General features: G+C 38.5%; 18 protein-coding genes and 1 tRNA gene. 12 read left to right on the top strand and 7 right to left on the bottom strand.

Annotated features, from left to right (window positions below; all coding sequences use genetic code 11):
* The first annotated feature begins 162 nt into the window (after positions 1-162).
* From CLV81_RS07590 to CLV81_RS07565, 6 genes are all read left to right on the top strand, one after another.
* Positions 163-1,029 (top strand): DUF6734 family protein, encoded by an 867-nt coding sequence (locus tag CLV81_RS07590; protein ID WP_313790281.1) that lies wholly within the window; start codon positions 163-165, stop codon positions 1,027-1,029.
* A 9-nt stretch (positions 1,030-1,038) separates the two neighbouring features.
* Positions 1,039-1,740 carry a hypothetical protein gene (locus CLV81_RS07585; RefSeq protein WP_106144420.1) on the top strand — a complete coding sequence of 234 codons (702 nt, stop codon included), beginning with the start codon at positions 1,039-1,041 and terminating at the stop codon, positions 1,738-1,740.
* A gap of 30 nt (positions 1,741-1,770) precedes the next feature.
* Positions 1,771-6,156: a DNA polymerase III subunit alpha gene (gene dnaE, locus CLV81_RS07580; RefSeq protein ID WP_106144419.1), complete on the top strand. Its 4,386-nt coding sequence runs from the start codon at positions 1,771-1,773 to the stop codon at positions 6,154-6,156.
* Between the two features lie 104 nt (positions 6,157-6,260).
* Positions 6,261-6,578 (top strand): thioredoxin, encoded by a 318-nt coding sequence (gene trxA, locus CLV81_RS07575; protein ID WP_106144418.1) that lies wholly within the window; start codon positions 6,261-6,263, stop codon positions 6,576-6,578.
* A gap of 85 nt (positions 6,579-6,663) precedes the next feature.
* Entirely contained in the window at positions 6,664-7,593 is a 930-nt protein-coding gene (locus CLV81_RS07570) for a DUF58 domain-containing protein (protein ID WP_106144417.1), read from the top strand.
* A 129-nt stretch (positions 7,594-7,722) separates the two neighbouring features.
* Positions 7,723-7,799, top strand: a tRNA-Asp gene (locus CLV81_RS07565).
* A 71-nt stretch (positions 7,800-7,870) separates the two neighbouring features.
* Here the strand turns inward: CLV81_RS07565 and CLV81_RS07560 are convergent.
* From CLV81_RS07560 to CLV81_RS20645, 4 genes are read right to left on the bottom strand one after another with little or no spacing between them, the layout of a single operon-like run.
* Positions 7,871-9,502, bottom strand: coding sequence for a nucleotidyltransferase domain-containing protein (locus CLV81_RS07560; RefSeq protein WP_106144416.1), 1,632 nt, complete (start codon positions 9,500-9,502; stop codon positions 7,871-7,873).
* A 4-nt stretch (positions 9,503-9,506) separates the two neighbouring features.
* The gene (locus CLV81_RS07555; protein WP_106144415.1) at positions 9,507-10,334 is read right to left on the bottom strand and encodes an SMODS-associated NUDIX domain-containing protein; all 828 of its coding nucleotides are present in this window, start codon (positions 10,332-10,334) and stop codon (positions 9,507-9,509) included.
* Positions 10,327-10,743 carry a lecithin retinol acyltransferase family protein gene (locus tag CLV81_RS07550; RefSeq protein ID WP_106144414.1) on the bottom strand — a complete coding sequence of 139 codons (417 nt, stop codon included), beginning with the start codon at positions 10,741-10,743 and terminating at the stop codon, positions 10,327-10,329. Before CLV81_RS07550 ends, CLV81_RS07555 begins: the two co-directional genes overlap by 8 nt.
* Positions 10,744-10,747: 4 nt before the next feature.
* Positions 10,748-10,921: a hypothetical protein gene (locus CLV81_RS20645; protein WP_170068328.1), complete on the bottom strand. Its 174-nt coding sequence runs from the start codon at positions 10,919-10,921 to the stop codon at positions 10,748-10,750.
* A 152-nt stretch (positions 10,922-11,073) separates the two neighbouring features.
* On the opposite strand from CLV81_RS20645, the gene CLV81_RS07545 reads away from it, so the two are divergent.
* Together CLV81_RS07545 and CLV81_RS07540 are read left to right on the top strand one after the other, a co-directional pair.
* A complete protein-coding gene (locus tag CLV81_RS07545; RefSeq protein ID WP_158259094.1) occupies positions 11,074-11,412 on the top strand; it encodes a helix-turn-helix domain-containing protein in 339 nt (112 codons plus the stop codon).
* A 2-nt stretch (positions 11,413-11,414) separates the two neighbouring features.
* Positions 11,415-11,936: an ImmA/IrrE family metallo-endopeptidase gene (locus tag CLV81_RS07540; RefSeq protein WP_106144412.1), complete on the top strand. Its 522-nt coding sequence runs from the start codon at positions 11,415-11,417 to the stop codon at positions 11,934-11,936.
* Positions 11,937-12,021: 85 nt separating this feature from the next.
* On the opposite strand, the gene CLV81_RS07535 is transcribed toward CLV81_RS07540, so the two are convergent.
* Both CLV81_RS07535 and CLV81_RS07530 read right to left on the bottom strand, forming a co-directional pair.
* Positions 12,022-13,086, bottom strand: coding sequence for a nucleotidyl transferase AbiEii/AbiGii toxin family protein (locus tag CLV81_RS07535; protein ID WP_106144411.1), 1,065 nt, complete (start codon positions 13,084-13,086; stop codon positions 12,022-12,024).
* A 24-nt stretch (positions 13,087-13,110) separates the two neighbouring features.
* Entirely contained in the window at positions 13,111-13,842 is a 732-nt protein-coding gene (locus CLV81_RS07530) for a DUF6577 family protein (protein ID WP_245911956.1), read from the bottom strand.
* A gap of 296 nt (positions 13,843-14,138) precedes the next feature.
* Here CLV81_RS07530 and CLV81_RS07525 point away from each other — a divergent pair, with 296 nt between their 5' ends.
* Positions 14,139-14,408 (top strand): helix-turn-helix domain-containing protein, encoded by a 270-nt coding sequence (locus CLV81_RS07525; RefSeq protein WP_106144409.1) that lies wholly within the window; start codon positions 14,139-14,141, stop codon positions 14,406-14,408.
* 2 nt (positions 14,409-14,410) lie between these two features.
* Complete coding sequence (locus CLV81_RS07520; RefSeq protein WP_106144408.1) at positions 14,411-14,665, top strand: hypothetical protein; 255 nt, start codon at positions 14,411-14,413, stop codon at positions 14,663-14,665.
* Positions 14,666-14,833: 168 nt separating this feature from the next.
* On the opposite strand, the gene CLV81_RS07515 is transcribed toward CLV81_RS07520, so the two are convergent.
* The gene (locus CLV81_RS07515; protein WP_146129861.1) at positions 14,834-15,118 is read right to left on the bottom strand and encodes a hypothetical protein; all 285 of its coding nucleotides are present in this window, start codon (positions 15,116-15,118) and stop codon (positions 14,834-14,836) included.
* A 204-nt stretch (positions 15,119-15,322) separates the two neighbouring features.
* Between CLV81_RS07515 and CLV81_RS07510 the strand changes: the two genes are divergently transcribed.
* The gene (locus tag CLV81_RS07510) at positions 15,323-15,709 is read left to right on the top strand and encodes a MobC domain-containing protein (RefSeq protein ID WP_106144406.1); all 387 of its coding nucleotides are present in this window, start codon (positions 15,323-15,325) and stop codon (positions 15,707-15,709) included.
* A complete protein-coding gene (locus tag CLV81_RS07505) occupies positions 15,706-18,012 on the top strand; it encodes a relaxase/mobilization nuclease domain-containing protein (RefSeq protein WP_106144405.1) in 2,307 nt (768 codons plus the stop codon). Before CLV81_RS07510 ends, CLV81_RS07505 begins: the two co-directional genes overlap by 4 nt.
* The last annotated feature ends 92 nt before the right edge of the window (positions 18,013-18,104 follow it).

The following is an 18,104-nucleotide window of genomic DNA, read 5'->3' as shown; positions in this document are numbered from 1 at the left end:
AAATTTTTGTTAAACGTGATAATGATAATCATTATTTTTACTTATGATTCAGTTAAGGATTATTAATAAGTTGATGTAGGATTTTTGTATGAATTGTATGTGGATAAATAGCTAAATTTAAGAGTCATTTTTTTTGCATAAAACAATTTCCCTTTGAAAATAGTGCATAGCTTTTGGTCAAAACCATCTTTAGTTGGGGTATCCAGCCTAGAGAAAGTTCATGGTGGATGGCCACACCCAAAATACCATTATATGGGTTGGGCATTAAGTTGTTTGACTTTTAAAAAGCACTATAACGATGTACAGCTTGTTACAGATAGTAAAGGAAAAGAAATGCTTATTGATACTTTCAATCTCCCATACACTTCTGTAGCGGTAGAGTTAAATAAAATCAATCACTATCCAGAGAAATTGTGGGCTTTAGGAAAACTATATGCCTACAAAATCCAAGATACCCCGTTTATTCATGTAGATGGCGACATTTTCATCTGGAAAAGATTCAATTCAAGCTTGGAAAAATCCGAACTGATTGGACAACATCTGGATAATGAAGAAAATCATTATCATACTAGTATGCACCATCTTGAAAAAAATAACATTTCAATTCCACAAGAACTTAAAGATGACTTTGCGATTCTTAAAAGATTTAATTCTACCAATGCTGGTATTCTAGGTGGAAAAAACATAGACTTTTTTCAAGAATACGTTGATCGAGCTTTTCACTTTGTGGATAAAAATCTGGAAAAAGTAAATAATAAAATCAATGGCTCTTCTTTTGCGATCATATATGAACAATACATGTTCAGCGCATTGGCCAGAAAATGGGATATCGAGATAAATCATTTAATCCAGTACAATGATACCGGAATTATGCACTTGAGTGATTTTTTTAATCGATACCTATCAAAAAAGTATGTACATCTTTTAGCTAAAACCAAGTCCAGTTTAGAGTGTTATCACGAAATGGAAATGCAGCTTTTGACCGAACATCCAGATTATCATGAGAGAATATGTTCATTTTTTGACTAAGAAATCAGAATGATTGAAAATTTGAATTTCCACTTTAAGAGAACTTTCCTTGTTTTGCAATTCAACAATGTAGACCCCAAACAATTCTTCAACACAATTAAAACAACTGAAGAATCCGGGGAAAACAATATCCCTGATCAGCTGAGGAAATTAGTAGCATTTAGTCCAAAAGCAAACACGGAATTCGCAAAGCCTCTAAAAGAAATCTTGGAGATTGAAATTGAAAAGTTTTCCTCGTCAGATACCAAAGAGAACATAAAAACAATATATAAGAATGAAAGAATACTGTATATCGAAAGAAGTGTTTTACTCTCTGAAAACTTTTTGAGCTATCAAAACAGAGAATTTGCACTAAATCCTTTGGTTACCACTTATGAATCAGACTGGAAGTGGATAGTTCGTGACTCATACATCGAAGAATTGGATATTTCAAAACTACTTGCTTCCCCACCTTCTGATTTTTATTTTTTATTTAAGCGGACCGGGGGATTTGATTATGTTAACAAAACCAATGTTTTAGAGTTCCCCTTAAACGAAAATCAATATTTTTTTCTTAGACTATTTGAAAAAACACAATCATTATCAGAAAGTATTCATCACTTTTGTTCTAACTTTTTATATGACTCGCGGGAAGAGAAAGAAAAAATAAAGTCCAGGGCCGTAGAGATTCTTAAAGAGCTTATATTTAGAATGTTTATTATACCATTATAAGGTATACCTTTCAATAAAACAAAACCAACAATGTACCTAATTTTTGACACAGAAACCACAGGACTTCCCAAGCGTTGGGATGCACCCATCACTGATACAGACAACTGGCCTCGTTGCATTCAGATTGCATGGCAGTTGCATGATGAAATGGGAAATCTGGTGGAACAAAAAGATATGTTGGTTCAGCCGGATGGTTTCAATATTCCGTATGAAGCAGAGCAAATTCACGGAATTTCTACTGCTTTGGCGGAAAAGGATGGAGCTTCTCTTAGCCAGGCCTTAGAACTTTTCAATGAAGCGCTTACCAAGGCGAAGTTTGTGGTTGGTCAAAACGTGGATTTTGACATCAATATAATGGGATGTGAATTTTATAGGTTGGGGATTCCAACTAGCCTATCCGAATTGCCCGTATTGGATACTTGTACCGAGGCTACTGCCGAGCTCTGTAAAATTCCAGGTGGTAGAGGCGGAAAGTTTAAGCTGCCTACCCTGACCGAACTTCACGAGTACCTTTTTGCCGAACCTTTCGCAGAAGCGCATAATGCTACTGCGGATGTTGAAGCTACTACCCGATGTTTTTTGGAACTGGTTCGAAAACAACACTACTCCATCAGGGAGTTGGATGTACGACCCGACTATTTTGAACATTTCTCCGAGGCAAATCCAAAAGAGATTGAGCTTATCGGGCTCAAACATATCAACCTTAAAGCAGCTTCCAAAAAAATTGCAGATGCGCTTTGGGACAAGGCCACTGGTGAAATATCTGAAGAAGAAATTACTACCAACGCTGAGAGTTTGGTGGATGCCCCCTTTGCCCACCTTCACAATCACTCACAGTTTTCGGTACTTCAATCTACAATGAATATTAAGGGTCTGGTCAAGGCCGCTGCAAACCATGGGATGCCTGCAGTGGCCCTGACTGACCATGCCAATATGATGGGCGCTTTTCATTTTGTGAAAGAGGTGAAAAACCATAATAAAGCTGTTAAGGAAGAAAATAAGCAGTTAGAAGAGCAAGGCGAAAAACCAAGCAAACAAGAAATCACTCCAATACTTGGTTGCGAGTTTTTTGTATGTGAAGACCATAACAATAAAAACGTAAAGGACTACGGATACCAGATTGTACTCTTGGCCAAAAATAAAAAGGGCTATCACAACTTAGCCAAAATGTCCTCTATTGCCTACACGGATGGATTCTACTATGTTCCCAGAATCGACCGAAAAGTTATTGAACAATATAAAGAGGGTGTAATAGCACTTACTGGCAATTTATATGGTGAAGTACCCAACAAACTTTTGAATGTTGGCGAAAAGCAAGCTGAAGAAGCGTTGCTATGGTGGAAATCCGAGTTTGGGGATGATCTATATATCGAGGTCATGCGTCATAATCAGGAAGATGAGGACCGTGTGAATCAGAGCCTTATTCAATTGTCCAAAAAACATGGTGTGAAAATGATTGCCACCAACAACACCTATTATTGCGACAAAAAAGATGCAGAAGCCCACGATATTCTGCTTTGCGTAAAGGATGGGGAGAAACAGGCCACACCTATTGGTCGTGGACGTGGATATCGTTATGGTCTGCCCAACCAGGAATACTACTTCAAGTCGTCCGAGGAGATGAAAACGCTTTTCAATGACCTCCCCGAAGCTATCCTGAATGTTCAGGAAATCATTGATAAAATTGAACCCTTTGAACTGGCTCGAGATGTTCTTCTACCCAAATTTGATATTCCAAATGAGTTCAAAGTTGAAGAAGACAAAGCGGATGGAGGTAAAAGAGGAGAAAATGCTTATCTACGACATATTACCTACAAAGGAGCCGAAAGTCGGTATGGTGAAATCACGGATGAAATTACCGAACGTATTGACTTTGAATTACAGACTATTGAAAATTCAGGGTATCCAGGTTACTTTCTAATCGTTGAGGATTTTATCCGCGAAGCTAGAAATATGGGGGTTTCCGTAGGACCAGGCAGGGGTTCAGCCGCTGGTTCAGTTGTGGCATATTGCCTTGGCATCACCAACATTGACCCGTTAAAGTATGACCTCCTTTTTGAGCGATTCCTAAATCCGGATAGGGTGTCTATGCCCGATATTGATATTGATTTTGATGACGAAGGACGCGGAAAAGTAATGGAGTATGTTATCAATAAATACGGAGCCAATCAGGTGGCACAAATCATCACCTACGGAACCATGGCCGCCAAATCTTCAATTCGTGATACTGCACGTGTGTTGGACCTTCCATTAAATGATGCGGACCGTATTGCCAAATTGATTCCGACCATGGGAAAACTCCATAAGATTTTCGGCATGGAGGAGTCTGACCTTAAGAAAAAGTTCCGGTCGGATGAATTGGAAAAAGTACATGAACTCTTGAATATTTCCGAGCAGGAAGATTTGGAAGGTCAGACGGTAAATATGGCCCGTGTTCTTGAAGGTTCATTACGAAATACAGGTATCCACGCATGCGGAGTCATCATAACTCCAGATGATATTACCAATTTTGTTCCAGTTGCCACCGCAAAGGATTCAGACCTGTATGTTACGCAATTTGACAACTCCGTAGTTGAGGATGCAGGGCTACTAAAAATGGATTTTTTAGGACTAAAAACCTTGACCCTCATTAAGGATACGGTCAAAATTGTTAAGGCCAGAACGGGGGTTGAGCTTATACCGGATGATTTCCCTTTGGATGACGAAAAAACCTATGAACTTTTCCAGCGGGGGGATACTGTGGGGATATTCCAATATGAATCTCCGGGTATGCAGAAGCACATGAAAAATCTCAAACCTACGGTTTTTGATGATCTCATTGCCATGAATGCGTTGTATCGCCCTGGACCCATGGAATATATTCCAAGTTTTATTGCGAGAAAACATGGAGAGGAAGAGATCACCTATGACCTTCCAGAGATGGAGGAATATCTTAAGGATACGTATGGGATTACGGTGTACCAAGAGCAGGTAATGCGTCTTTCCCAGAAAATTGCCGGCTTTTCCAAAGGTGATGCAGACGTACTCAGGAAAGCTATGGGGAAAAAGATTTTTGCCCTGCTTCAAAAGCTAAAACCACAGTTCTTGGACGGTGGGGAAAAGAATGGCCATCCAAGGGATATTTTGGAAAAAATATGGAAGGATTGGGAAGCTTTTGCGTCTTACGCGTTTAACAAGAGTCATTCCACTTGCTACGCATTTATTGCTTACCAAACTGCATACCTAAAAGCCCACTACCCTGCCGAATATATGGCAGCCGTGCTTTCTAACAATATGAACGACATTAAGCAGGTGACGTTCTTTATGGAAGAATGCAAGCGAATGGGATTGGAAGTACTTGGACCCGATGTGAATGAATCCTATTATAAGTTTGCCGTAAACAAGAACAACGCCATTCGATTTGGCATGGGAGCCATTAAAGGGGTAGGACGTTCGGCTGTTGAGACCATTGTTGAAGACCGAAAGCAAAATGGACCTTATCGTTCTGTATTCGATTTGGCAAAACGTGTCGACCTTCGTGCAGCCAACAAAAAATCGTTCGAAAATCTAGCCTTAGCGGGTGGCTTTGATTCTTTTGGTGATACACATCGTGCTCAATATTTTCATCATGACGGTGATGGTATATCCTTTTTGGAAAAAGCAGTAAAGTATGGTGCAAAATATCAGGAAAACCAGAATTCGTCCCAAGTGAGTCTATTCGGGGAGGCTAGTGAAGTTCAGATTCCTGAACCGGTCGTACCGCCGTGCGATGATTGGGGAACCATGGAAAAACTACGTCGAGAAAAAGAAGTAGTCGGTATCTACATTTCTGGTCATCCTTTGGATGATTTCAAAAAAGAGATAACCGCATTTTGCAATAGCGTAGTCTCTGCTTTTAATCAATTGGAAGATTTTGTAAACCGAGAATTGACGGTAGCTGGGGTAATCACGGATGTGCAGCATAGAGTTTCCAAAAACGGAAAAGGCTGGGCTGCTTTTACTTTGGAAGATTACACCGATTCTTTTGAATTCAGAATTTTTGGAGAGGATTATTTAAAATTCAGACATTTTTTGATGATAAATTCCTTTGTTCATCTTAAAATATTTATTCGGGAGGGCTGGGTAAATCGAGAGACAGGCAAAAAAGGTGACCCACGAATGCAGTTCAATGATTTTAAACAACTTCAAGATGTCATGGATTCCTACGCCAAAAAATTGACCATCAAGTTAGACATTGATCGCTTACAGGAGAAACGAATTATGGCCCTAAAGGATACATTACGGTCTTTTAAGGGCGATTTACCACTAAATTTTGTAGTGTATGAGATGCAAGATGAGATTAAATTGAATCTTTCCAGTAGAAAGCAAAAAATAAAGATTAGTTCTGAGCTTCTAAATGTATTGGAAGAGAATGATATATACTACAAAATCAACTGATTAGCCATAACGTACACCAATGGTGCGATAATGAAAACGAATACTTGACAAGTAAGGAATGTGGGCAATATTTGACTAACTTTGCGAACATTAAATAAAATACAATGGCACTAGAAATAACAGATGCAACTTTTGAAGACGTAGTACTTAAAAGTGATAAACCCGTAGTAGTGGATTTTTGGGCAGCATGGTGCGGCCCTTGTAGAATGGTAGGTCCAATTATTGACGAAGTAAGCAACGAATACGAAGGTAAGGCGGTTGTTGGCAAGGTTGATGTTGATGCCAACCAACAATTTGCTGCAAAATATGGTGTGCGAAATATACCTACTGTTCTTGTCTTTAAAGATGGGGAAATTGTTAATAGACAGGTAGGCGTATCTCCAAAAAAAGCATACACTGACGCTATTGAAGCAGTCCTTTAATCCTTAGATTAAACAATATTATTTTAAGAAAGGTTTGGCGAATGCCAAGCCTTTTTTTGTTTTATATTGTAAGTACAATTGAATTATGGATGTAAGGTCGGAACTTTCCAAAGCACAATTGTTTCAGAATCTGGAGCTCCTAGCGAACCAGATTGTGGAAGGATTTATAAGCGGTATTCACAAAAGCCCCTTTCACGGTTTTTCTGCTGAATTTGCTGAACACAAAATTTATAATCCAGGAGAAAGCACGAAACATATAGATTGGAAACTCTTCGCTAAAACCGATAAATTGTTCTCCAAACGTTATGAGGATGAGACCAACCTTAGGTGTCACATGATTTTGGACAATTCTGCGTCCATGTATTATCCAGAAGTACAGAAATTGGGAGTAAGCGATTTGAACAAAATTGGTTTTGGAGTTTTGGCCATTGCGGCTTTAATGCAACTATTAAAAAGACAACGGGATGCGGTGGGACTCAGTATTTACTCAGACACATATACCTTCCATACATCCGAGAAAAGCAGCGAACGTCATTTTCAGATGCTCTATTCCCAATTGAATGCTGTAGTCAAACAAAATAGTGATTCCAAAACCACAAGGACCTATTCTTACCTGCATCAAATCGCGGAAAAAATACATCGTAGGAGTTTGATTTTTCTCTTCTCAGATATGTTTCAAAATGAAACAGAGCGGCAACAACTGTTCGAAGCTCTTCGACATTTAAAATACAATAAACATGCTGTAGTCCTTTTCCATTTGTTGGACCACGAACTTGAAGTCGATTTCAATTTTGAAAACACCCCGAAGCGCTACGTGGATGTGGAAAGCGGACAACACATAGATCTATATGCGGATAACATCAAAAAGGGGTATCAAAAGAAAATAATTGAATACCAAGATGAGCTTAAGCTTAAATGTGCACAGTACAAAATAAAATATGTAGGGGTGGATATAAAAGACGAGTTTTCCCAAGTTCTGAATACGTTTATGATTGAGCGACAAAAGTTTGTTTAGTTCCGCTAATTTTCAAAATTTTTTTTGTTGGATACGAATGAGAGTGTATATTTGCACTCGCTTTGCAAAAAGCATTTGAACAAGATTTGAATCTGACTGTAGTCAGAGTCTTCACAAGATAAAATCATTGGTCTGGTAGTTCAGTTGGTTAGAATACCTGCCTGTCACGCAGGGGGTCGCGGGTTCGAGTCCCGTCCAGACCGCCAACAAAATAAAGGCCTCCGAGAAATCGGAGGCTTTTTTGTTTTATCATTGCACGCATATTGCACGCGATATTTTAGTGTTTTACCTCCTTTGCCAGCCATACGCCGTATTTCTTCCAAAGCTCGTAGCTCACTAACCATTCGGAAATCCAAGGAATCACATCTACAAAGTTCATGTCTAAATAAAGTGGTAAATCTCTTGGATAATAGAGGCACAGGCTGTTTCCGGGATATAAATGAGGAGTTTTGCCGAATTTGATTGTGCTGTCATTAAGTATAAAAACTCGTTCTTTTCTTCCAATAATATTTGGGTCATATTTTATTCCAATTTCATATTCCTTTTTACATCCACTCGGTCTTACCTTGCCTTTTCCGTAAAGCACTCCGTCTGAAACAAAGGTTTTGAGCCAAGGAAAATGTTTGTCTATCATTTCTTTTTGGATATGAACAGCGATATAATTTTTAGAAGGATATAAGTTGTGTTTCCGCGTTTCTAAGACCAATTCTATACCACCATAGTTTCGATTAGGTTTACTGGGGTAACCCTCATTACCTACGTTACCTTTCTTGTCAACTAAGCTTTTGCCGCTAAATATGGTGGCTCCAGCTTTTTCTAAATCATTTCCTTTCCCTTTGCCCATATTTTTAAGTTGTTCAGATAGTATTGTTTTAGTTCGGGTACTACCGAACAGTTCTTCCGCCACCCCAAAATCACCATTCTTAAGTCTTTCCCATTTTTCTTTATAACTTTTTGCAAAAGCAATAAACTGGTGATAATATTCTTTGTCATTATCCCATTTTTCGGTAAAGTCCTCATCCACGTTTACAGGATTTAAAACTTTTATTCGCTTGAAGATTCTTTTGGTCTCATATAGGTTTTGATAGTCTGAATAATAGCCAAGAATTTTGTTAAGCACATTGTCAATTGTCTCATAAATTGACGGCTCACCTTCATACAACTCACCAAATATGGTCGTAAGAACTATGCTTGATGTCCTATACTCAGGTTTTTTCGAAAAAAAGATGTCCCGGTATCGTTTGGTTAACTGTACCGCTCTCTTTAAGGGTACCTTTGAATAGTAGTCCTCTTGAGGCAAATCTTCTTGTTCGGCTTTGCCTTCAGAGAGTAAAACATAATCACCAAAAGCTTTCTTTAATATTGGCTGCCTAACATTTTCAGCTCTTTCAAGAAACCAACCAATGTATCCCTTTGGATAGCTTGAAGTCCATGATTTAAGACCTCTATCAGGTACCATCAGCTTTTCTCCACCACTTAGGATAATACAACCTGGCAAAATGTCTAAATGAAAGTCTCCAGCATAATTAATACGTGCACATCTATTTTTCTTTACCAATTTTGGTTTGTAAACATCATTGGCATTAAAAACACGAATAAGGTGGTCATAAATTTCTGATGAAGTGTAATTGTAATAAGGGTCCTTGATATGGACAACAATATCTAAGTCAAACTCATCCTTCCCTATTGGTTTTGTGGTGGTGCCAATTGCTTTTGAGCCTTGCGGGTATACCAAAAAATCTACCTTGGAAAAGAAAACTGTATCAGCCTGAAGAACATCATAAATTGCTCTATAGGCAGATTCCATCTTCTTGGATCTTGATTCATCAAGTTCAAGGGATTCCGCAATCCGGGCTAGTAGGTCCTCTCTTTGGTAACCCTTGTCATAAAGGTATTGTTGGAAATTCATAGTTTTATATTATATGTTTAGTATGATTGCCTATTCTTCGTTTGTGGCCATCAAAACATTCCTTTTCAATTTCGTCTTTGCTTACAAAAGCATATTTTTTAGTAATTGGTTTTTTATCATGCAATTGCCTGATTTCTTCCAGTTGTTCAGATGTCAGTTCAATTTGGTATATATTGAATATTCTCAAGTGAAAGCTTTCGTCTGTGAACCGTGTTTCCTTGATCAATATCTCTTCCTTGGATTTTAAAAACTCAGCCCTGATAGTCTGGAAGTTTTCCTTGCTTATGATTTCTGTCTCAACCAATTCTTCATAAAACTCTCGCCAAATCCCAATCTCCCTGTCCTTTCCGGATTTAAACCATTCGATTATCTTGGGGATATATTTGGCGCTGACAAAAAATCTGAGATCTTTAGGGTTGTCAATATCGGCTTTGGGTGATGCTTTCCAATCCTTGTAGATGTCCTTATTTCCAACGAGTTGGTAAACACCACCAACGGGTTGATACTGGTCAATTTTTGAACCCTTAATTAAAAAATACTTTTCTGCCCCAGGAAGTTTTATCCTTAACAAATAGCTAAGCGAAACGTACACCTTTTTGTTCGGTAACACTAGGGCACATCGTACCGCAGTCCAAAAATATTTGCCATGGGATTTTATTGTTTCGTAAATTCCTACAATACAGGTGGTAATTGCCCCTAGAGCTAAACCAACCAACGTTTCTTTGTGAAAATCAGAGACATGGTTTAGGAAAGAATATCGGTAAATCAAATATCCTGAAGCCACTAGAAAAACTATTGTATACCCAAAAAATCTTTTTGATTCGCTACTCATCACTAACTGCCAATCTCAAAGCAAGTGCCCCTATAAGAATTAGAAACCCATTGGTAACCTGACTGCTCTCAGCCTTACCAAATTGCACCCAATTAGCGAAATGTTCACAATTATATCCCAAGAGACTATACCTATGCCCTAATTTTGAATATGCACGATTGATCGCATGCTGACGTTCATTGGCGGAGCCAATAAAATGCCTAATCCTAACAGGTTCATAGTCTTCCAGCAGTTGTAGTAGCTCTTGACCTAGCAACAGTCTAACGGAACCTTTCAGGTTGCCGATAAAAGTGCCGTTGCCAACAAACACAACATAATGGTCAAGAACCCTACTTATACCCCTTCTTTTTTTTGCGACGATTACATCACCGGGAAACAAGTTAGGTGAATTGAGTAGCCTGTGTTTCATGCTTTTACTTTTCTTTTCTTACTCCCTTAAATTTACCTCCAGATGTTTTGACATCCATGAACCGTCCGGTTTCAGTGTCTCTTTTTACGTATAATTTTGTTTTAGGGTTAAGTACTTGCGACCTTTTTTTAACAGCTCCTTTTCGGGCGTTATCTCCTATGGGTTTATTTTTTGCCATTTCTATATGTTTATATTTCTAACACTTTTGTGATACAAATATAAGCATTTTTTTGATAACCAAATCGAATGTGTTAAAATCGTCAACAGACTATTGACAGATTGATAAACATTTTGTATATTTGCGCCAAAATTCAACCCAAGCAACAAACATTGGCTGAGTACAAAGAAGCTATATATAAAATAATAGGGGAGAGAATAAAATCCCAAAGAGAATCCCTTAATATTAGTCAGCTCAAATTGTCAGAAAAATTGGATATTAGTAGGTCGTCTATTTCAAATATAGAAGTGGGCAGACATCAAATTCCGCTTCACGTATTATATGAGATATCAAGGGTACTCGAACTTGATACCAAAGAGTTTCTCCCTACTTATGGCGAAATAGTCAGTTTTGCCACATCAGAAATAGCCGACTATTCAAACTTCCTTAAATCTTCTAAATTAAAGGAAGAGCAAAAAGAAAAGTTAAGTGATGTCCTTAAAAACATTTAGAAATGCTCAATCAAAAAATTGAAAGAACTACAGCACAAATCCTACAGGATTTGAATATTACCGTTCCAAGCGAAATTAATGTGAATAAAATTGCTAAACATCTTGGAGTTGATGTGAAGGCAGTCGATATGGATTATGAAATCTCAGGCTTATTTGTAATTAAAAATAGTAAACCCCATATCAGATACAACAAAAATGAAAGTCAGAAAAGGCAAAGGTTTACTATCGCTCACGAGTTAGGGCATTTCGTACTTCATAGAGAATCCAAGCCACTTTTTGTTGATAAGAGCAAAAAGATAATGTATCGAGATGGTGACTCGACCACGGGAGAATTTCGTCAAGAGCGCGAGGCTAATGCCTTTGCAGCCTCATTACTTATGCCAAAAGAGTTTATTCAAAAAGCCATGGCCAAAGCTCCAAAAAATACCGAGGATATTGTCACCTATTTAGCAAATAAGTTTAAGGTTAGCGAGCAAGCCATGAATTTTAGACTTGCGAACCTTGGTTATGTCGGATTGTATTGATAATTGAATTTTCAATATGCTAAAAGCTGGATTGCCTGGCGACTATATTAAATTCATTTTGAGACACTAAATGTGTTTCTAACAATTAAGTCTTATCCTTTAAAAGTTCAAAAGCCTTATACCAATAAAAGAAAGCCTCGGCATTTGACTTTTTCAATTTGTTAAGCCTGGTTTCAAAGGGTTGTTCTATTACCCATTCTTCAACTTCGATTGGATTGGAGAAACGATGCACTTTCTTGTTGTTGGTTTGTAAAATTGCGGATATGTACGCAGCTTTAGCGGCTGGTACCATAGCGCGTTCCAAATGGAAGTTTTCCGAAAAAATATAGTTCTTGATATTCTGTATTCCTCTTTGTAGTTCTTCAAAGTCACCATGGCCTGATTTTCCTCTAGTCGCTATCACCATAGCAGTTTCTAGGATGTCTTTTAGAACTTCTTCTGAACCTACATCTTTGAAGTCGCGATAAGCCAACTCGGTTTTTGCAAATTCTTCAAAAACTGCCGATACTGCCTCTATTTTTTCCACCATATCAAAAAGATGACCAACATCAAATAGCTGCTTGATGATTTCAACTTCTTTTTCCAGGCCATAAGGTACGCCTGTCGTGTTAGGTGCGAAGGCCGTTAATTTATCGCCCAGGATCGCTTCGGAAATGGGAACCGTCACAGAGGTGTTCTTGCCTTCTGACCTAATAAAGGATGATACAATCTCAATTTCTTTGAGGTAATCTGCATAGTGACTATCCTCATAAAGGATATCAAGTAATATGTATTCTTTCTCCGTTAGAGCACTGGTTACCGGTTTATAATAGAACTTGTAATGAGCTTTTTCTATACTGGATTTAGATTTTCTCTTGTCTTCTTTGTATTCGAGGAAATCTGATTTTTCAATTATTGAATCGAAAGTATCTTCAATTTTGATGGGCTTTTTGGAAACAATTATATCTATATCAATGGAAAATCGTTTAGGCTCTGGAAGGAGAAGCATCAATGCTGTACCACCCTTAAAAATAAAATCAAGTTCGCTATTTTGAAGTTGTTCCAAAAGATACAATGCCCGTACTACCTTTTCAACCAGTATGGGATCGGACTTATGCCTTTTGGCAATGTCTTTTATCCATTCTTCCTTTAATGAGTCTTTTTGTATCATCCTTCTCAGATTTGGCAGTATTTTCTAATCATCAACTTTTTTAAACTGACATATTAACTCATACATTTCATCCTTTTTGCCCCTTCGATTGGCGTAACGCATCATCTTTGGTTCGTTTAAATTATATTTTTCAAAGGCGTTTTGATATATTCTTCTCATTTCAGCTCCTTGATATGCAGAAAACAAAATGGGATCACAATAGATGTCCACTAATATTTTTTCAAGAGTTGTCGTACTTACATTTTGAACCTCTTGTGTGGGTGCCTCAGTAGTCAAATTTGTGATGATTATGGGCTCTATCGAGTTAATGACGTACTTGTTTAGTATCTCTTCTGAGGGACTGAAAAATACATCCTTTCTTTTATCGCTCAAAGCATAAAAAACCGATTCAGCAACTTCTCTCTCTACTTCCAGTATTACATAGAATCTGCCTGGTTGATGAAGCATGAATTCGTTCAACCATTTAGTAGACCACAAGCAGGTTTCTATAAATGGAAATTGTTTGTGGATCTTTCTTGAAAGGTTCTTTAATAATCTATTGATTTCCGGAATGTATTCTTTCGCCTCCTTCTTGGAAAGAGAATACACTCCTCTTGAAATTCGGTAAAGTATTCCGTTCTGAACAAGTATATGTATCCTCCAATCTACAGTAGACCGCTTCGTTGTTTTTTCAAACTGTTCATAGAATTTAATAATATCCTGTATGGTAATTTTTTGACTGCCTGCAAAAGTGTCTTTCAAATCATTAATATGCAAGGATTTATCGGCGATGGCAATAAATTTTCACAAAGATATAAAAAACTAAGATTCGGCAATAATATAATGTTATTGCCGAATCTTTGTGATTTAGATAGTGAATATTTATGACCGTATAAATAGTTCCAAAACCCGACAACCTATTTGGTAATTCTTAAAATTTTCTTCTCCAATATGCCACTTTTATTGGTACAGTCAAAAGAGTTAATATGGCATATTTCGAATGTGCCATTAGTTGTATAAGGAATCAAAATGACCTATATTGAAATGGTAAACAATCTGTCCAACAAAACGCAATGAAAGTCGTCTGTCTACAAGAAGAAGCGTTCTATGCCCTTTTCGATAAGGTGGTACAACATGTCGAATCCAAAAGAAAGGACAACGTTGAAAAGTGGATAGACGGGGAAGAAGCAATGTCGATTTTGAAAATCAAGTCGACTACCACATTGCAGAAATTGAGGGACGAGGGGAAAATCAGGTACTCCCAGCCCCAAAAGAAGATTATCCTCTACGATAGGGATTCCATTAACGAATACATTGAGAAACACGTTAGGGAAACATTTTAAGTATGGAAGAGGAAAACAAAATTGATGAAGGGTTTAAGAAAAAATTCAATCTTGGTTATCGCATAGCCGAGGAACTGCAATTGAAAACCTTCATATTCGAAAACGAGGAAAAAATGATGCTGGACAGTCCAATGCACCTTGGAATGAAACAGTATCTGGAAGAAAACGGTCTCTTAAAGAAACAAGAACAAGGAAAATCAATAGAACGAAATACCGAGGAAAACTCGAACGAAAGGAGAAGGGGGCCAAAGCTATAATCTTTAAAGAAACATTGTCGTTAATTCTCGCCTAAAAATCACCATTGTTCATTCGGCATGAATCTTAAACGATATAACTTCATTGCTATATAGATTTATATAATCATATATAACAATAATCAAATGTACATATTATCATATGATGATATGAAAGGACTGCGCTCCCAATCATATTTGATTGGGAAGACCAAAAATGAGGCAGGCCCAAATTGTAAATTTCAAATATGCTCTGTCCAGAATATGAACCTTTTTTGATACTGCGATGTAACTCCAAAACTTCACCGATGATGTTCTTGTTCCAAGCACCTGCGGAAGTCGGGAAACCAATTTAGTTTCCCGACCCCCTCGGCCAGCGCAAAAGAACAAGCGGCGAAAAGCCGCTTGCTCTTTTTTCTCCCTACCCACAAAAATCAGGTCAATTTTATACCCTTTCCCAAGATTTTTAAGTCCCATATTAGACCATTTAAAAATCAATGTTGTACCCATTTGAACTCATATGGTTCTATATGATTTTACAATATAAATATTTGATTATTAATTAGTTATAATCAAAATCAATCACTTATATTTATCCGTGAAACGGATAGCAAGGTGAATTCTAAGTAACTTAGAATTATCTACTTCTGACGAAGTGTTCTGCTTTAAAAAGCAACGAAAATGAAACAAAAGAAGAGGGGGCGAAAACAGTTGGGAAACAAAAAGCGATACCACAACGTAATGCTCCGTTTCAATGATATTGAATATGCCAAATTGAAGGCCATCTGTGAATCTTTCAATCTGGATATTTCCAAAAGGGGAACGATAAGTCCTTTGTTAAGAAGGTTGGTCCTGAACGGTCAAGCAGAGGAAAAGGATAAGCTCCCAGATACCTCAAACCTTGCCTACCATATGAACAAAATCGGCAATAACATTAATCAGCTGGTCAAACTGGCACACTACAAGAGCCTGAGAAGCCCGAACAGTAGTCTGGAAGTTGAGATCAAAAAGACCAACGAACTTTTAGATTCGCTCATCAAGGTTACTTTCAAAAACAAACTGGAATGATAGGGAGTATCATTTATGGGGAAACCTGTCAGGGAACATTGAACTATGTTTTCGGCAAGAAGGGTATGCGCATTCTGGGGTATGGAAATATATACTCACAGGACATCTCTAAACGATTCTTCGGCGACGTACTACATTTTCAAGGACAGCGAAATGCTACCAAGAACCGCTATGCCCATATCAGTCTGAACCTTCCCCATGGCGAACACCTTGATGATGCTACCTTCCTTAAAATCTCCAATGAGTACATGGACAAAATGGGCTATGGGGAACAGCCTTTTGTAATCGTCAGGCACAACGACACCAAACATGAGCATGTCCATATTGTAACGACCAACGTGAACGAAGAAGGCAAAGTGCTGGGTATCTATAACAGTTATCGAAAGAACATGGCCACCACCCAATACCTTGAAAAGAAATACGGGCTAATTCCCACACAACGGGCAAAAGAAGAAAAGGAACTCCCGCTTTATAGATTACCAGAGTTGAAAATCGATGTGGACAATACCCAAGGAACGAGGTTCTATATTCAGGACGTTTTGAAAACGATACTACAGAAATATGAGGTGCGGAGCTTCAAAGAATTGGCGAGACTGGTAAGGCCTTATCATATCGAAGTAAAAAAGACAAAGAGCCAATCAGGAAGGATAGGGATAGCCTTTGGCCTCAACAATCGACAGGGCTACCGAACAAGGTTTATCAATGGTTCCAGCGTGCACCGACAGTTGAGCGGCCCAAAACTGCAAAAGGTGTTTGATATCCATTTAAGATCAAAGCAGTTGCCGATGCACCGGAAACGCTTACTCAAACAGATAGAGACCACTTATAATCTTTTCAAAACTATCAAGCCGCACGATCTGGAAGAAGTGCTGAGAGAATACCAGAACATAGATGTAAGACTCGATACAAATGGCGATACCATCGAGGGATATACCATCTATGATAAATCTAGATATATATTCCGCGAAAGGGAATTGAGCAAGAACATCCGCATGTTGAACCGTCTGGACATTTTCGGGAATGATGACGAACCCACGACAATCGACACAGAGAGCAAACAGTTTAAACTGGAAGTCCAAAAATTGCTAAAGGAAGCCTTCCGCTCGTCCTATATAAAATCCAAAAAGCAGAGAGGACTGTTCTCTGATTACATTGCCAACATCCATCCTAAAGATGTCTCCAAGCATCTATTGGAATCCAAAGGCTTTCAGTTCCTGCACCGTTACGTTCCAAAAGACCAAAAGGAACATCTCAAAATGGCCTTTGCCAATGCCTATCCAAAGGTCAGGGACGAACTGTATGAACGGGAAACAAAAAGAGAGGAAGAAACTTTAAAGAACAAGTTCAGGCTTATCGGCAAGGTATTGGAAAAGCAAGTCTTCAATGTGGGCAAAAAAGGGGGAAGTGTTCGGCATCTGTTCCAATCGCTTGGGGTTCGCTACCACAACGACAAGCTGTTATTTGCGGACTCCGACAAACATAGCCTGCCCGCCCATATCGGAAAGCTGGACTTTCCCCAAGATATGCAAGAATATGTGTCCAAGCTCTTTGTACGCCAAAACCATCTGATACTGGAAATGCTCACGGAACAAAGTCCAGGAAATACATCAAAGCCCACGGCAGCCGCCATTTTCCTGCCCATGGTATTTCCACGGCTTTATGAGCGTGTGAATCCTGCCTATAGGTATAAGTTTGATTCTATTTCCTTGGAAGCCTATGTTCAATATGCCGAACGGGTGCATGCACCTTTTGAAAAATCCCCAAAGGACTACGTCGGTTTTTTCAATGCCAAAGGATTCTATTTTGAAAAGGGAGAAAAAGGATTCAGGGTCAAATCGATTTACACGGACCAAAATGCTAGCTACAGCCTATCGAAAAGGACGGGCCGTTATCTGGATTCCATTCCTAATTTGACTGCAGTACTGCGAGATCAGGATAGGGTCATCAGTACTTTGGCAGAAGACCGCAGGGACAACCTCAAAAACCTATGGGCGGGTTATTTAACTGAAAAGGGACTTTACAATAGCGTCGCCTATATGGTGACCAATGAGAACATCGAGCCAAATCTGCACAAGGAAATAGTCCAGCACCACATGGAGAATGGCCTTCAAAAAGCGATACGGGAAGCCATCACCAAAAAATCCATTATGGAACAAAATCGAGTGCTCAGAAAAAGTGCTCATAACGTTGTCTCTGTATCGAACAGCAGGGGTGAAAGTGAAGAAGCTTACAATGGGTTCAAGGACGAGCTGACCGATTGGACGAAGCGCAAACGAAAGAAGGGCAGAGGACTTTCATTCTAAAATCCGCGGTTAATTGAAGTGCCGAAAAACGTTGGTTTAATAGGATCATGGTAGTTTTGTGCATATCCATTAAAGTAAGGGATAATTTAATC

The organism is Flagellimonas meridianipacifica (assembly GCF_003001695.1).
Classification (GTDB): Bacteria; Bacteroidota; Bacteroidia; order Flavobacteriales; family Flavobacteriaceae; genus Flagellimonas; species Flagellimonas meridianipacifica.
This window is presented reverse-complemented; position numbering and strand designations above follow the sequence as displayed.

Excerpts from the sequence above, each read along its gene's own strand:
- CLV81_RS07540 (WP_106144412.1), top strand. The coding sequence starts at position 11,415 with ATGCTCAATCAAAAAATTGAAAGAACTACAGCACAAATCCTACAGGAT.
- CLV81_RS07525 (WP_106144409.1), top strand. The coding sequence starts at position 14,139 with ATGAAAGTCGTCTGTCTACAAGAAGAAGCGTTCTATGCCCTTTTCGAT.
- dnaE (WP_106144419.1), top strand. The coding sequence starts at position 1,771 with ATGTACCTAATTTTTGACACAGAAACCACAGGACTTCCCAAGCGTTGG.
- CLV81_RS20645 (WP_170068328.1), bottom strand. The coding sequence starts at position 10,921 with ATGGCAAAAAATAAACCCATAGGAGATAACGCCCGAAAAGGAGCTGTT.
- CLV81_RS07570 (WP_106144417.1), top strand. The coding sequence starts at position 6,664 with ATGGATGTAAGGTCGGAACTTTCCAAAGCACAATTGTTTCAGAATCTG.
- CLV81_RS07510 (WP_106144406.1), top strand. The coding sequence starts at position 15,323 with ATGAAACAAAAGAAGAGGGGGCGAAAACAGTTGGGAAACAAAAAGCGA.
- CLV81_RS07560 (WP_106144416.1), bottom strand. The coding sequence starts at position 9,502 with ATGAATTTCCAACAATACCTTTATGACAAGGGTTACCAAAGAGAGGAC.
- CLV81_RS07555 (WP_106144415.1), bottom strand. The coding sequence starts at position 10,334 with ATGAGTAGCGAATCAAAAAGATTTTTTGGGTATACAATAGTTTTTCTA.
- CLV81_RS07520 (WP_106144408.1), top strand. The coding sequence starts at position 14,411 with ATGGAAGAGGAAAACAAAATTGATGAAGGGTTTAAGAAAAAATTCAAT.
- CLV81_RS07515 (WP_146129861.1), bottom strand. The coding sequence starts at position 15,118 with ATGGGACTTAAAAATCTTGGGAAAGGGTATAAAATTGACCTGATTTTT.
- trxA (WP_106144418.1), top strand. The coding sequence starts at position 6,261 with ATGGCACTAGAAATAACAGATGCAACTTTTGAAGACGTAGTACTTAAA.
- CLV81_RS07505 (WP_106144405.1), top strand. The coding sequence starts at position 15,706 with ATGATAGGGAGTATCATTTATGGGGAAACCTGTCAGGGAACATTGAAC.
- CLV81_RS07550 (WP_106144414.1), bottom strand. The coding sequence starts at position 10,743 with ATGAAACACAGGCTACTCAATTCACCTAACTTGTTTCCCGGTGATGTA.
- CLV81_RS07535 (WP_106144411.1), bottom strand. The coding sequence starts at position 13,086 with ATGATACAAAAAGACTCATTAAAGGAAGAATGGATAAAAGACATTGCC.
- CLV81_RS07585 (WP_106144420.1), top strand. The coding sequence starts at position 1,039 with ATGATTGAAAATTTGAATTTCCACTTTAAGAGAACTTTCCTTGTTTTG.